Raw genomic sequence first — 13,291 nt, forward strand, 5'->3', positions numbered from 1 at the left:
CCAATTTGAATTGGTCACTCAGTTCATTGAAATCAATTTTGATTCCGAAGAATCTGTTTTATCTAACGATAAAACGTTTTGATATTCATCAACGAGTGCCCACACAGATTGATAGGTTTAAATTGTTAAAGAGCTTTGCTTACTGAGGCATTCTTTTTCAAAGAACTCCTTGAAAGCGGACGTAAATTCTAGCGATTTAATTTTGCGTGTCAAACACTTTTTAAAAATTAATTCTTTCGAACTTTCGCCTCTCTGATTAGAGCTGAAGCCTTATGGCATCTGCCGTGTCAGTGAGGCGGTATTATAGAGATCATCGAAGACATGGCAACCCCTTTTTTGATAGAAATTAAAAAAAAACACTCAAGTGTCTACTTTTACGTCAAAAGCCTCTTTCATAGTTCAAGACTCATACAATTACATCGATATTACTTAAAAATTCGCGACTAAATCTTTCGTAAATAACTCTATATCCAGTTTGACACTCCACTTTTCACTCAGCTCCATAATGTTATCCAGCGATTGCTGAACCGTTTTTATTGTCAATGTATTGTTGTCTAGGTCGTATACCTGTTTTTGCGTAGTGTAATAGAAGTAAAGGATCGTCAATGCATCTCGGTTGCCTTGTTCCGCTTTTGGCCGAATACGCTTGAGCTTACGATAGATTTGATTGTGGATTTGTTTCAGGTTCCAAACATAAAGCGCTTCTTTGAAATACTCATGTCCTTTCACTCGGCTTGCGATAAACGCATTCAAAGCGACAGATAAGATCACCCCGAGTACATTCAGATGAAAGTTCCCTGTTGATTCACCAGCAATTGAACTAGTCAAACCAAACAGATCAATCAAAATGGAACCGAATACAATGGCAAACAATGCGATCGACCCCACCAATGAAACCAACAACATGTTCATCTTCTTTCTATATTCTTCTTTATTGATCTTTTGTAACTTCATCGACGGCTTCCTTAGTAAGTCACCTTATAATTTGCTCATACTATCTATGTAAACATTGGGGCGATTCAACCCAGACCATCGAGTAGTGTGGGCATTCTCTATTTAATACTCAAAGTTCACTTGCTGATGCTAGGTGTAACTCCAGTTGACTTCATTAAGAGAAAAGCGTTACATACCGCCATAATTTTGGTTATTCAACAATTCATGTTGATAAAGTCTGTTTGGCTTTATCACATACTGACAAGGTACATTCCATGCGTTCATTTGTATTACGCGCTCGCGCAGCCCCTACAGAGAGCAAACTTATCTTAGAAGGGGTTGGGCAAGATGCTCATACTGAGATTCTGGCTCATACTCTGATGAATACGATCTTCGTTGCCCAATCTCACCGTGAGAATGTCACCGTGCACCTTGTATTGGAAAGTACTAAAGACTTCTCACGTACGATCACTTTTGATTCAAATGAAATTACCAACATTGGCGGCTTTCACGAGTCAGCATTGCTAGCAGCAGTAGTAAGAGCGGTTGATGCTTCTCAAGGTATGACCAAAGAGCAAACTCGTCAGGTTGAACCGGGGATCATCGTTCGTACTATGAGTTTTGAAAAACTCGTGAAAGAACTGGCTGAAGACCACCAGCTATACATGATGGACAAAAAAGGTGACTTTATCCGTGATGCGGAGATTGCTGAAAATCCATGTTTCCTTCTGACTGACCACATTCCTATGCCGAAGAAAAGCTTCAACAGCTTAAAGCGCTTAGGAACTGAGAAAATCAGCTTAGGTCCAAATATGCTTTTTGCTTCTCAATGTGTTGTATTGATCAACAATGAACTGGATATTCGTGGTTTCTAATCACAACAGTCAATAATCGAAAAGAGCTCAAGTCAATGGGCTCTTTTTTATTATCCAACTCTTAGTATCAATGGTGTTAACTTGTCATCAAGTTCAATTAGCCAAAGATGAAGCTGTATAGGAAGCCTGCACCTATCGCCATGCTTAAGCTACGCTGCTTCCGCTTTTACCACGGGTTGATAGCGCCCTGGCTTATGGTTCATTGCTAGAATCAAGTTGGTGACTATCGCACCAAGCACAGACAGAAGAACTAATGACACATCAACAATGAACAGAGAAAGCACAACAATCGTGCAGTCCAGTGCCATCTGAACCTTACCGGCTCGAATGCCAAAACGTTCTTGTAAGAACAACGCCAGAATATTGAAGCCACCCAAGCTCATCTTGTGACGGAAAATCACCAGCATGCCGGTACCAATCAAGCCACCACCAAGTAAAGCGGCATACAATGCATGAATTTCGGCAATCTGAATCACGTGATACAAGTGATCCACGGCGAACGAAACAATCGAAACGGCAATAAAGGTATTGATGGTGAAACGCCAGCCCATACGAGTAACCGACAAAATATAGAAAGGCAAGTTAAGCGCGAAGAACACTTGGCCAAAGCTTAGGTCTGTTACTTTGGTAATGAAGATAGCTAAACCAGCCGTGCCTCCGGTGAGCAAACCGACTTGATTGAAAAAGATAACGCCAAGCGATACCAGAGCGCTACCTAAGATCAGTGCCAGTAAGTTTTCGCGAAAATTATGATCTTTATCCATGTGAATGACTCTCCCTGAATCTTTAACATCGCGTTTCAGCAGTTTTGAAACGATTTACGCCCAAATTTACGATGTTTGACAGATAAGTCGAGTGAACAAGCAATGTTGCTTAGTGATTAGTTTGTATATTAGTCTTTACATCCTTGTTAAAACCCAAATTAAACAGATGGTTATAATCCTCTATTTAGACTTCTATTCTTAATTAGATACTTGTTTCTATTAACCAACGAGCTTCAAGTTTTCTCATTTATTGAACACGTTTTGTCCCGATTCCATTCAAGCGACAATCTATGCATAAAACGCATAGACTACATAACAAATGGTCATTTGATACATACCCGACTCATCACTATGATGCGCGACTTCTTACAACATTGAGCGCATGGCAACACCGTATGTTTTCACAATCTCTTTTTGCTCAACTGGCCAGAATGACGCTATGTCTCGTCATTAGTTTGGTTATTGTGCATCACAGTCGGCCATTGATTGATCTCTTGGCTCAGCATGCCGTGAGTAGTGGCTGCCACCAGCAATCAGCGCATGAGCATTCAGGGAACCAACACCACCATGAGGTGGCTGACCAACACATGTCAGCGCAAGACCACTCACATCACCACCATTAATTTAAGAGTATTAGAATGAGCATTTTCCGTTTTCCTTTACTGGTATGGCTAGGGATAGGCACACTTATTATCAGTCTAGGGATCAGACAATCATTCGGCATTTTCATGATGCCAATTTCAGAGCATTTCGGCACGGGTCGAGAGTTCTTCAGCTTCGCAATTGCGCTGCAAAACCTATTGTTCGGTATGTTCCAACCTTTTGTGGGGATGGCTGCTGACAAATGGGGAGCAAGAAACATCATTATCGCTGGCGCATGTGCTTACGGTTTGGGTTTACTTCTTACCTCTATTTCTACCGAATCGAGCATGCTTTACGTTTCACTGGGCGCACTCGTTGGCCTTGGATTAAGTGCAACAAGCTATGTGATCGTATTAGGTGCGGTAGCAAAGGTAGTACCCGCAGAGCATGCAGCGAAAGCGTTCGGCTTAACCACGGCTGCTGGTTCATTTGGTATGTTCGCGGTAATTCCCGGAGCTCAATACATGCTGAATGAGTTTGATTGGCAGAGTGCAATGCAAGTCTTTGCCGTACTTTGTTGTTTAATGATCTCTTTTGCGCTATTCATGCGAGCGCCAAAGTCGGCGACGAATAAACCGCTACAAGCAGAGGACAATCAAACATTGAAACAAGCGCTATCTGAGGCGTTCTCGAACAAAAGTTACTGGCTAATTCACGCAGGGTTCTTTGTCTGTGGCTTCCATGTGATGTTCATTGCGACGCACTTACCAAGTTACTTAGCCGACAAAAATCTCCCCGCAAGCAGCGCGGCAATGGCACTGGCTTATGTGGGTATTTTCAACATCTTCGGATCTTACTTTTGGGGAGTGATGGGCGATAAGTTCAGTAAGCGTCACGTAATGTCGGCACTGTACTTAATTCGGACTGTCGTTATCGGTGCATTTGTAACGTTACCTGTAACGGAAGCAACCGCGGCTATCTTCGGTGCGGCAATTGGTTTCTGCTGGTTGGGTACAGTACCGCTAACTTCTGGCTTAGTTCGTCAGATCTTCGGTGCACGTTACCTGTCAACGTTGTACGGTTTGGTGTTCTTTACTCACCAAGTGGGTAGTTTCTTAGGTGCTTGGGTTGGCGGTCGTATTTACGATTACTACGGTTCTTACGAGCCAATTTGGTGGTCAACGGTGGTACTGGCATTTGCAGCAGCACTTATCCATTTGCCTATCAACGACAAACCGATTGAACGACTGAAATTGGCAATGGCTTAACGTTTTATGCTAACTCCCCCACTAGCGTAAACTACAAGTCGTTCCAATAAAGCGAGTGAGTATTGAAAGGAGGCATCCTGAGATACACACTCGCTTTTCTTGGTGTCGCTATAATTGAGTTTATAGCTAGCGAAACTTGCATCAACCTCACTCAATAATAAGACTATTGTTTTGGTTTTCATTTATAGTATCCACCCGCTCCTTTAAAACTAATCCGCAGGCTTATGGAATACATAGATCAGACCGTCCTTATCGCAATGGCACTCATTTTTGTCGGCTCGTTTGTGCAAACCGCAATCGGCTTTGGTTTGGCCATTGTTGCAGCCCCACTGCTGTTTTTGGTCTCTCCAGACTATGTACCTGCACCTATCTGTTTAGTTGGGCTGTTTATCTCGTTATTCAACGCTTTTAAACATCGAGCGAATATCTCGATTGGCGGATTAAAAATCGCATTGCTGGGGCGTATTCCTGGCTCATTGGCAGGCGGTGCTTTATTGGTGATGGTTTCAACAAGCGTACTATCACTTTGGCTAGGCTTATTGGTGGTATTTGCTGTGATTGTTAGCCTTCTGCCATTTAGACTTGAACCAACCCCTACTAAGATGGGCATTGCGGGGTTCTTCTCTGGATTCTTTGGCACCAGCTCAGGTATTGGTGGTCCACCGATGGCACTGCTGCTCCAACACCAAGATGCCAATCAGCTTCGTGGTAACCTTTCTGCGTTTTTCGTGTTTAGTTCGATCATCTCATTACTGGTACAGATCCCGATTGGCTTCTTCACCGTGCACCATCTAATCATTACTATCCCTTTGCTGCCTGCGGCTTGGTTGGGTTATAAAGTGGCATTGATGACAACACAAAGCATCCCTAAAGAGAAGATACGCATTGGTTCATTACTGCTATGTTCTATCAGTGGCTTTACCGCAATCTGGCAGGGTTTAGCTGGCTAGTTATTGGCGATAAAGACCGGAAAAGACATCTTAAAACCAACACAGATCAAACACCCAATAGATACTAGGACGCTCTATGACTTACGACGAATTCAATGCATTTTGCGAGTCACTGCCTGCAACCCGTTATGTGATGCAGTGGAATAACTCGCACGTTTGGAAAGTAGGTGGCAAGGTGTTTGCGATTGGTGGTTGGGGACCGAAAAATGAGCCTGCGTTTATCTTTAAGGCATCCGACCAAAATTTCGACTTTCTCAAAGAAGAGTCAGGCTATAAACCCGCGCCCTACTTTGCTTCGCGTGGCATGAAATGGATTCAGCTTTTTGCGAGCACACCAGACAAAGATGAAGAACTGAGATACTACCTCACTGAATCACACCGAATAGTGTCTTTAGGGCTAACCAAAAAGAAACAAGCAGAACTCGGGCTCAATCAATAACGAGAGTGTCTGCTTGTCATCGGCTATCCAATATTATATTAACGTTTTAAAATTCAGGCGGATCTTAAGAACTTAGGGAGTAAAGGTTCGATTTTTTGTGTTGGTACTATTGGCACCAGCAGATAAATTAAAGCGGCAAAGGCTATCGATCCGGCTAAGTCTTCTGGACGATGCATACCAAGCCAAACTCGGCTGTAAGCGACACCACCGGCCCATACCAATAGGCCTCCAACCGCATAAAAACGCTTTGCTTCTATAAACACACCACCAAAAAACGCCAAACAAACACCAACGAAAATCATGTGTCCAGATGGGAAAGAGTAGTCCGTCTCCCCCAGCCAATGACGGGTTCTCCATTCACTGACCTTATCTTGTACAGATTCAATGGCTGCGTTTTTCTCAGCCAATGGCAGCTCATAAAATGACTCTGGTGTTTCAACCACGTCCTGCGAAACCAAATACTCAGAATAAGGACGCGGGCTTTCAGTTGAGTGCTTTAAGACGGTTTTAGCCGCGAAACTAAGAACCAGTAACAGGCCGAACTGCAGACAGAGGCTCACTAACTTAGCGTTGGAAAACCTGAGTGTAAGCAGCAATAAAGACAGAACCGCTAATGTGATTAAGAATCCTTGATTGCCCGCTGAATAAGTCACAAAAGTCATGAAGGCGCCATAGAAAGGCAAAACCGAGCTGCCAAAGTCAGAGGTCGCCCCAAAGATCAAAAATGGTACTAGAGAATATAAACTTAGAACGAGCAGTAATAAGCCTTTGGATTTGTTACGAAAAAGAGAGGTCATAGCTAAGATCTTTTAAGAAAAGTAGTCGAATGCTATCGTAGCTTACCATTTCCAATATCAATTTTGTGTCAAAATAGTCAACGAGCCGTCATGCTATAAGCATAGCAAATCCTCGAAGCAGCCGTAATATTCACCTTACAAATACTCGAATCAAACACAGCCAATCCAAATCTAAATCTAAATCTAAATCTAAATCTTCTTGGTAACATTGTGATGATAAAGTGAACATTTGCTAAGTGATCAATACATAATCTGAAAAACTTTACTGTCAGTCCTTTAAATCCACTATTGAAAGGATTACCATCTGACGTGCTTTCAAAGCTAAATAGATTATTAATTTTTATTCTCAGGGCGGGGCGAAATTCCCCACCGGCGGTATGTCCTTAGTAAAATCTAAAGATAAGCCCGCGAGCGCTCGATTCGTCGAGGTCAGCAGATCTGGTGAGATACCAGAGCCGACGGTCATAGTCCGGATGAGAGAGGATGGAAACACACGTGTTTAAGTTAAAAGGTACGCCTATTTATGGTGTTAAAACCTTCAACTCAAACGCGTGCAATTCGTTTTGGATTAAACCACAATGAGCTAAAGCCCACTGGTAATGAGTTGGCTTTGTTGTGCTCGGTTGAGATCCCTCATACAGCCCTGATTCTGGTGATATTTTAGGAGTTTAACCATGAATCAGTCTTCACTACTAGCCGAATTTGGCGAACCAATCACTCGCGTTGAAAATGCACTGCAAGCGCTACGCGAAGGTCGTGGCGTACTTTTACTTGACGATGAAGATCGTGAGAACGAAGGCGACATCATCTACTCAGTAGAACACCTAACCAATGCTCAAATGGCGCTGATGATCCGCGAATGCAGTGGCATTGTGTGCCTGTGTCTAACAGACGAGCAAGCAAACCAACTCGAACTGCCACCTATGGTTGTTGACAACAACAGCGCCAACCAAACTGCGTTTACGGTCACTATCGAAGCAAAAGTGGGCGTCACAACCGGTGTTTCAGCCGCTGACCGTGTCACAACGATTAAGACTGCTGCAAACCCAACGGCTAAGCCTACAGACCTTGCTCGCCCAGGCCACGTATTCCCACTGCGCGCGCGTAAAGGTGGCGTACTTGCTCGCCGTGGTCACACAGAAGGTACCGTGGATCTGATGCAAATGGCCGGCCTTCAATCGGCAGGTGTACTGTGTGAAGTAACAAACCCAGACGGCACGATGGCAAAAGCACCAGAGATCGTGGCTTTCGGTAAACTGCACAACATGCCAGTACTGACCATTGAAGATATGGTAATGTACCGTACTGAATTCGACCTTAAGCTTGCGTAACGTTTAATCCTCAATGCTAAGCACTTAGCATTGAAGGCCACTAAACTTAGAAATACAGATTAAAAGGCCTCACTCTTACTACTTTTTCTCGTTAAAAGTAGATAAAGAGTGAGGCCTTTTTAATTTCTATATTTTGAGATGAGCTAGCGAGCAATCGCCGATATCGGTCTACTTATTGATACCGGCTCAACCCATCTCTTAAAAAAGAATGGCTTCTCAAAAAATCTTGCAAAATATAAGAAACATTCACTTGAATGGTGAAGTTATGCACCAACATTGACCACCCATAATCGTACTAAAAACATAACCAACTGAAATATGACATTTATTTACTTTGGCACAATGTCTGCACTACCACTAAGTCGGTATACAAATATTAGGAGTTGAATATGTTTGTAGTTATTTCAGTTGGGTTGTCTCTATTAGTACTTGTGGCCCTGTATCATTTCTCAAGGAAGAGACAAACCGCGCTATCACACAGGTTTGAAACCCTAGTTCTGCTTAGAGAGTTATTGTTGTTATCACGTAAACATCGCGCGGCAACGCATTACGCTCTGGCTTATGAATTATCTAGCGACTCGATTCGTAAAGTGAACGAGATTTACGACAACATACTTGAGGTATCTGAGCTGCTTCAATCTCATGTCTCGTTCGATAGTCGTCCTATGTATCGTATCTATCACCTAAAGCTCATCGCCATGCACAGTGACTGGCAAAACCGTAGCTTGGTACGTAACCAATCGATTCATGGCAAAACCATTCGCCATAGCATGTTCTTGATGGATGAAGTGATGATCATCTGGCTGATTCAGTCTGAGCGAGAAGATATGAGCCGAGAATATCACGTGCATTGGCAACAGGTATTAGATTGCATGGAGATCCTGACCAAATTAAGAATGTGTATCCCTGGAATAGAAAAAGCCGATATAGAAAATCCCGAGGAGTATTTGAGATTCAAGTTCTACGCATCTCAAATGCACCGTAAACTCAACCAATTGTCGATTATCTGTCCAATCAGCAGCGGGGCGCCAATTTTCACGCGATCTATGCATACACTCACCGAGATTGCATCGAGCCACCAAGTCGTTCAGCCCACAGGTAACCTATACGAACTCACCAGTGATATCTCTAGTGTCGTGTCACAAGTCTACGACCAAGTATTATCCGATATCACCAAAAACTTTTATCAGCCTTTACCTGACATCAACGATAAGGCGATAAGCACCCGATTATCCGTACATAAATACGTGTAAAAGACTTCGTGAGAGGAGAGCGTGCTGGAACTCTGAATTATTGAGTTCAAATCCGATATCACCATTGATATCGGATTTTTGTATTTATGAACTTTTAAAATTCTATCGCTATGTATCATTGCCTATGAAGTTTCAAACATCGCCAGACTTGATGTCGCTAGACCAAGCTTCTGCCGTAAAATCAATGAACTGACGAACAGCAGGTAGCTGATAACTGCGAGATAAATACACCGCCCAAAGCACACTACTTGGTGAAACAAAATCATCTAAAACTCGTTTCAACTTCCCATTAGAAATCAGTGGATTGGCCAGGTCACAGGGTAATCGAACAACCCCTTTTCCATGCTGTGCGGCGCGGGTTAATACCCCAACATCGTTTGCCTTAATGGTCCCAGAGACCTCAACCGAAAAGTGCTGATTATCCTTAACGAAATCCCACTTAGAGACACTCAAATGACGAAAGCAATTGTGCTGTCGAAGCTCTTCGACCGTTTTAGGTTCACCATGTTTGTCTAAATAAGCTTGCGATGCACACACCACCGAATCAATTTCCATTAACTTACGAGCAATCAAGCTATCGTCAGGTTGATCGGTATAACGCAGCGCAATATCGATTCTGTCATCCACCAACTGAGCAAAACGGTCAGAAGCAAACAATTCGACCGTGATATTGGGATGAAGCTCTGTGAACTGTTCAACCACATCCAACAACATGTGCTGAGTCAAACCAATGGGTGCAGCAATTCGAATCACACCTGAAAGAGTATCGGTTTGATTAAGCGCGGTCACTTCTAGCTCCGCCGTTTCGTGGAGTATTTTCTCGCAGCGCTGTAAGGCCATTTCCCCAGCTGCCGTCAAACTCACCTTACGAGTGGTTCTGTGCAACAACCTTTGTTTTAACCACCCTTCGATCTCTTGAACATGACGTGAAACCTGTAAGCGGCTCATGTCCAAATGCTCTGCCGCTTGAGTAAAGCTGGCACAATTTGCGACTTCAACAAAGCTACGCATCGCCGTCAACCTATCCATCACACTTTCCCTTATCCATTGAACCAAGCCTATTAGGTAACTATATAGATACAATCTACATCATTTTATGATATTTATCGCAACCTAGTGAGCTATTAGACTGCAATGGCTGTCGAGAAACAGACTCAATAAATTAAATAATTGGAGAGACATTATGAAAATTGCAGTATTAGGCGCATCAGGTTGGATTGGTAGTCACATCGCTCAAGAAGCTCAAGCTCGCGGACATGAAGTTGTTGCTGTTGTAAGAGATACAAGCCGTGTAGAAATCAGCGATGTTGAGGTTCGTTCATTTGATTTACAAGATGACGCAGCCAGTCTAGCGACGGCTTTCTCAGGCGTTGATGCGGTTATTGCTTCGATTGGCGGACGTGCTCTAGGCAATCACGACATCGTAAAAAGCACAGCAACTAAGCTGCTTGATACACTGCCAAGCATTGGTATCGAACGTCTACTTTGGGTAGGTGGTGCGGGGTCATTAGAAGTAGCGCCAAACGTACCGTTAGTTACCGTTCCGGCCTTTCCCGCAGAGCATAAAAACGAAGCGCTAGCACAAGGTGAAGCGCTTGAAGTGTTCAAACAGTCTAACAGCGAGGTTAACTGGACGTTCATTAGCCCAGCAGCAGAAATCTTCCCGGGCGAGAAACTATCAACCTACCGTACAGGTGGCGACCAACTGCTAACCGACCAAGATGGCAACAGCAAAATATCCGTTAGCGATTACGCTATTGCGATGATTGATGAACTCGAAGTTGGCAAGTTCCCACGCCAACGTATTGGTGTCGCTTACTAATGCTCTCATGAATAAAAAGTAATCCCACATAAGTAATAGAAAGTTAAAAAGCCGCTGACTTTTAGTCAGCGGCTTTCTGTTTTGTTCATCGTGATAGTCATCATGTTAGTGGTAGATGCCCTGTTTTCACTAAGATAACCGTCTCTTCTTCTACATAAGGGAAATGCTCGCTCATGTGTGGGCTGCGCAGCCATGTACGTTTTGGATACTCGCCATGTTCGTCTTTAAAGGTACCAGACAAAACGAAGATCTCTTCACCACCAAAATGACGGTGTGGCTGAAAACGTTCGCCAACCAGCCACTTCACTAACGCGACATGCTCGTGTTCGAACTCATGCAGTGGCATCACTTGTAAGCCGCCAATACCCGGAAGCCACTCTGTTTCTAGAGTATTGATGCGAACTTGAGCCAAGTCTCTCGCGTCAAACTGGTTGAGCTTAACCAAGATCGTACAGCCATCCTTGCTTGATGGCGAATGCGCGCTGCCCGGCGGATTACGGATATAAGTGCCAGCAGGGAAGTCACCGGTTTCATCTGAGAACACACCGTCTAATACGAAGATCTCTTCGCCTTGTGGGTGTGGGTGCTCAGAAAACGAAGATTCAGGATCGTACTTCACCACGCTGGTCGTGTGGCCCGACTCTTTCTCTTCTCTTTCTAACGGCTTACGCCATACCCCTTTGGCTGGGCTTGCGACCCAATCTAACGGTTCGGTTTCTATAACCAGTCTCTTTGAAAAATCCATGTTGAACATAATGGCGACCTTACTCTTGTTATCGTTTTAGTTATTATTGTTGCCTTTCTTGTTTCTATTTTACGCGAATACTGATCAAGGAGGCCATCTCGCTGCAATTTTGCTTACGCGACAGCCACCACCTAAAAAGAAGCCTAATTAATTGCGGCCAGCAATCACACCACCATCAACATCCCAGATTGCGCCTGTTACCCAATCTGCACTGTCTGACAGTAAGAAAGAGATACTATTGGCGATGTCTTCCGGCAAACCAACTCGACCAATCGGGTGGAACGCATTGAAACCTTCTAGCGCTTGATCCACTTCTTCAGGTTTGATGAAAGATTCGTAAATCGGCGTTTTAACCACGGCCGGAGACACCGCATTCACACGAATGTTATGCTCAGCCAGTTCCATTGCCATGTGTTGTGTTAATGCGTGCAGGCCAGCTTTAGCCATTGAATAGGCAGAAGATGGCGTCGCTTTGATTGCTTGCTTCGCCCACATAGAACCAACGTTAACTACACTGCCGCCGCCATTCTTGATCATCAACTTACTTATCGCTTGAGTGATGAAGAAGGTAGCTTTATTCAGCTGCATGTACTGCTCGTAATCAGACTCTTGGTGCTCAATAAACGCTTTAGGGTTGAAGTAACCAGCCGCATTCACAAGGTAACCAATACCTTCTTCGAGCGACTCTAAATGCGCAATAAGACGAGACACACTTGCATCATCATAAAGGTTAGCTTGCCAGCCCGAAGCGTGACCGAGCGATTGCAGCTCTGACACCGCTTTATCTAACTTAGTTGGGTTATTGCCGACCACCAACACATGGATATTTTGAGCGACTAACTGCTTCGCGGTTTCAAAGCCCATACCACTTGTGCCACCGATTACGACTGCAATACCATTTTTAGTGAAGTTCATTTTGTTATCTCCTAAGTCATGTGAACGTGGTAATCTTAGGCTTTGAACTAACACTATGAATAGTAAGTACAAATCGGTTAGGTAGGTACTTATTGGTACATCTTTATGAAAACTCAGGAAAACTTTTTTTCAAGAAAATCAGCACCAGAGCGTTCCGCTCGCATGGTAGAAACCATCTACGGCTGTAAATGGTCGCTAACGGTTTACCAATTACTGGCAAATGGCATTAATCGCCCTGGTGAAATGGTGCGCTCGGTCGAAGGGTTATCGACCAAGGTTTTGAATGAATGCTTGAAGCGAAATGTGGAGTTTGGGATTTTAGATAAACAAATGTTCAACGAACTGCCACCAAGAGTTGAATACGAACCGGCGACGTTGTCGCCTGAGCGGCCTACGGCCGAAAACAAAGAGACTCATCCTACTAGGTCGTTTTACATGAATCGTTTATCCTATAGGTCATGCATCCGAATAAGCCCATCAAACAACTCTTCAATGCCAACGATAATTGGCTAAACTACCTCAATAAACATCGGAAAACGCTCCGAACCGTCGTCATTGAAAATGTCACCAAGATGCTCGCTTGCAGTACCGCCGCTTTTGGCTCTAAAGAGTATCGA

At 43.8% G+C, this 13,291-nt stretch carries 14 protein-coding genes, 2 pseudogenes and 1 riboswitch; of the genes and pseudogenes, 9 read left to right on the forward strand and 7 right to left on the reverse strand.

All coding sequences use genetic code 11. The features are described 5' to 3' along the window. Positions 1–429: 429 nt before the first annotated feature. Positions 430–954 (reverse strand): DUF3087 family protein, encoded by a 525-nt coding sequence (locus L4B77_RS17370; RefSeq protein WP_429751957.1) that lies wholly within the window; start codon positions 952–954, stop codon positions 430–432. Positions 955–1,208: 254 nt separating this feature from the next. Here L4B77_RS17370 and trmY point away from each other — a divergent pair, with 254 nt between their 5' ends. Next, positions 1,209–1,808: a tRNA (pseudouridine(54)-N(1))-methyltransferase TrmY gene (trmY, locus tag L4B77_RS17375; RefSeq protein ID WP_372093149.1), complete on the forward strand. Its 600-nt coding sequence runs from the start codon at positions 1,209–1,211 to the stop codon at positions 1,806–1,808. 149 nt (positions 1,809–1,957) lie between these two features. On the opposite strand, the gene L4B77_RS17380 is transcribed toward trmY, so the two are convergent. Together L4B77_RS17380 and L4B77_RS17385 are read right to left on the reverse strand one after the other, a co-directional pair. Beyond that, complete coding sequence (locus L4B77_RS17380) at positions 1,958–2,572, reverse strand: DUF6198 family protein (protein WP_261840326.1); 615 nt, start codon at positions 2,570–2,572, stop codon at positions 1,958–1,960. Positions 2,573–3,031: 459 nt separating this feature from the next. Then, entirely contained in the window at positions 3,032–3,181 is a 150-nt protein-coding gene (locus L4B77_RS17385; protein WP_429751960.1) for a hypothetical protein, read from the reverse strand. A gap of 29 nt (positions 3,182–3,210) precedes the next feature. Here L4B77_RS17385 and L4B77_RS17390 point away from each other — a divergent pair, with 29 nt between their 5' ends. The 3 genes from L4B77_RS17390 (at position 3,211) to L4B77_RS17400 (ending at position 5,811) form a co-directional block, all read left to right on the forward strand. Next, a complete protein-coding gene (locus L4B77_RS17390; protein WP_429751962.1) occupies positions 3,211–4,422 on the forward strand; it encodes an MFS transporter in 1,212 nt (403 codons plus the stop codon). A gap of 224 nt (positions 4,423–4,646) precedes the next feature. Beyond that, a complete protein-coding gene (locus L4B77_RS17395; protein ID WP_372065384.1) occupies positions 4,647–5,372 on the forward strand; it encodes a sulfite exporter TauE/SafE family protein in 726 nt (241 codons plus the stop codon). 76 nt (positions 5,373–5,448) lie between these two features. Beyond that, positions 5,449–5,811 (forward strand): MmcQ/YjbR family DNA-binding protein, encoded by a 363-nt coding sequence (locus tag L4B77_RS17400; RefSeq protein ID WP_261840330.1) that lies wholly within the window; start codon positions 5,449–5,451, stop codon positions 5,809–5,811. A 53-nt stretch (positions 5,812–5,864) separates the two neighbouring features. Here L4B77_RS17400 and L4B77_RS17405 read toward each other — a convergent pair whose 3' ends face one another. Continuing rightward, positions 5,865–6,608: a phosphatase PAP2 family protein gene (locus tag L4B77_RS17405; RefSeq protein ID WP_429751965.1), complete on the reverse strand. Its 744-nt coding sequence runs from the start codon at positions 6,606–6,608 to the stop codon at positions 5,865–5,867. A gap of 338 nt (positions 6,609–6,946) precedes the next feature. Further along, positions 6,947–7,097, forward strand: a riboswitch (FMN riboswitch). A 185-nt stretch (positions 7,098–7,282) separates the two neighbouring features. On the opposite strand from L4B77_RS17405, the gene ribB reads away from it, so the two are divergent. Continuing rightward, on the forward strand, positions 7,283–7,939 hold the full coding sequence (gene ribB / locus L4B77_RS17410; protein WP_017054827.1) for a 3,4-dihydroxy-2-butanone-4-phosphate synthase: 657 nt from the start codon (positions 7,283–7,285) through the stop codon (positions 7,937–7,939). Positions 7,940–8,328: 389 nt separating this feature from the next. Beyond that, entirely contained in the window at positions 8,329–9,192 is an 864-nt protein-coding gene (locus L4B77_RS17415) for a hypothetical protein (protein WP_429751968.1), read from the forward strand. Between the two features lie 132 nt (positions 9,193–9,324). Here the strand turns inward: L4B77_RS17415 and L4B77_RS17420 are convergent, their stop codons facing one another. After that, positions 9,325–10,221, reverse strand: a complete 897-nt coding sequence (locus tag L4B77_RS17420; protein WP_429751970.1) for a LysR family transcriptional regulator — start codon at positions 10,219–10,221, stop codon at positions 9,325–9,327. Between the two features lie 154 nt (positions 10,222–10,375). On the opposite strand from L4B77_RS17420, the gene L4B77_RS17425 reads away from it, so the two are divergent. Then, the gene (locus tag L4B77_RS17425; RefSeq protein ID WP_429751972.1) at positions 10,376–11,014 is read left to right on the forward strand and encodes an NAD(P)-dependent oxidoreductase; all 639 of its coding nucleotides are present in this window, start codon (positions 10,376–10,378) and stop codon (positions 11,012–11,014) included. A gap of 100 nt (positions 11,015–11,114) precedes the next feature. Here the strand turns inward: L4B77_RS17425 and L4B77_RS17430 are convergent, their stop codons facing one another. Next, complete coding sequence (locus tag L4B77_RS17430; protein WP_429751974.1) at positions 11,115–11,768, reverse strand: cupin domain-containing protein; 654 nt, start codon at positions 11,766–11,768, stop codon at positions 11,115–11,117. A gap of 138 nt (positions 11,769–11,906) precedes the next feature. Continuing rightward, entirely contained in the window at positions 11,907–12,674 is a 768-nt protein-coding gene (locus tag L4B77_RS17435) for an SDR family NAD(P)-dependent oxidoreductase (protein ID WP_261840336.1), read from the reverse strand. A 105-nt stretch (positions 12,675–12,779) separates the two neighbouring features. Here L4B77_RS17435 and L4B77_RS17440 point away from each other — a divergent pair. Together L4B77_RS17440 and L4B77_RS17445 are read left to right on the forward strand one after the other, a co-directional pair. Further along, a pseudogene (locus L4B77_RS17440) lies at positions 12,780–13,040 on the forward strand (winged helix-turn-helix transcriptional regulator); the annotation flags it as partial. A 92-nt stretch (positions 13,041–13,132) separates the two neighbouring features. Next, a pseudogene (locus L4B77_RS17445) lies at positions 13,133–13,291 on the forward strand (IS91 family transposase); the annotation flags it as partial.

Source organism: Vibrio minamisatsumaniensis (assembly GCF_050337445.1).
GTDB lineage: Bacteria > Pseudomonadota > Gammaproteobacteria > Enterobacterales > Vibrionaceae > Vibrio > Vibrio artabrorum.

Bases quoted from the DNA above. Each gene is read 5' to 3' on its own strand.
- L4B77_RS17435 (WP_261840336.1), bottom strand. From the start codon at position 12,674: ATGAACTTCACTAAAAATGGTATTGCAGTCGTAATCGGTGGCACAAGT.
- L4B77_RS17415 (WP_429751968.1), top strand. From the start codon at position 8,329: ATGTTTGTAGTTATTTCAGTTGGGTTGTCTCTATTAGTACTTGTGGCC.
- L4B77_RS17395 (WP_372065384.1), top strand. From the start codon at position 4,647: ATGGAATACATAGATCAGACCGTCCTTATCGCAATGGCACTCATTTTT.
- L4B77_RS17380 (WP_261840326.1), bottom strand. From the start codon at position 2,572: ATGGATAAAGATCATAATTTTCGCGAAAACTTACTGGCACTGATCTTA.
- L4B77_RS17405 (WP_429751965.1), bottom strand. From the start codon at position 6,608: ATGACCTCTCTTTTTCGTAACAAATCCAAAGGCTTATTACTGCTCGTT.
- L4B77_RS17425 (WP_429751972.1), top strand. From the start codon at position 10,376: ATGAAAATTGCAGTATTAGGCGCATCAGGTTGGATTGGTAGTCACATC.
- L4B77_RS17430 (WP_429751974.1), bottom strand. From the start codon at position 11,768: ATGTTCAACATGGATTTTTCAAAGAGACTGGTTATAGAAACCGAACCG.
- L4B77_RS17370 (WP_429751957.1), bottom strand. From the start codon at position 954: ATGAAGTTACAAAAGATCAATAAAGAAGAATATAGAAAGAAGATGAAC.
- ribB (WP_017054827.1), top strand. From the start codon at position 7,283: ATGAATCAGTCTTCACTACTAGCCGAATTTGGCGAACCAATCACTCGC.
- L4B77_RS17420 (WP_429751970.1), bottom strand. From the start codon at position 10,221: ATGGATAGGTTGACGGCGATGCGTAGCTTTGTTGAAGTCGCAAATTGT.
- L4B77_RS17390 (WP_429751962.1), top strand. From the start codon at position 3,211: ATGAGCATTTTCCGTTTTCCTTTACTGGTATGGCTAGGGATAGGCACA.
- L4B77_RS17400 (WP_261840330.1), top strand. From the start codon at position 5,449: ATGACTTACGACGAATTCAATGCATTTTGCGAGTCACTGCCTGCAACC.
- trmY (WP_372093149.1), top strand. From the start codon at position 1,209: ATGCGTTCATTTGTATTACGCGCTCGCGCAGCCCCTACAGAGAGCAAA.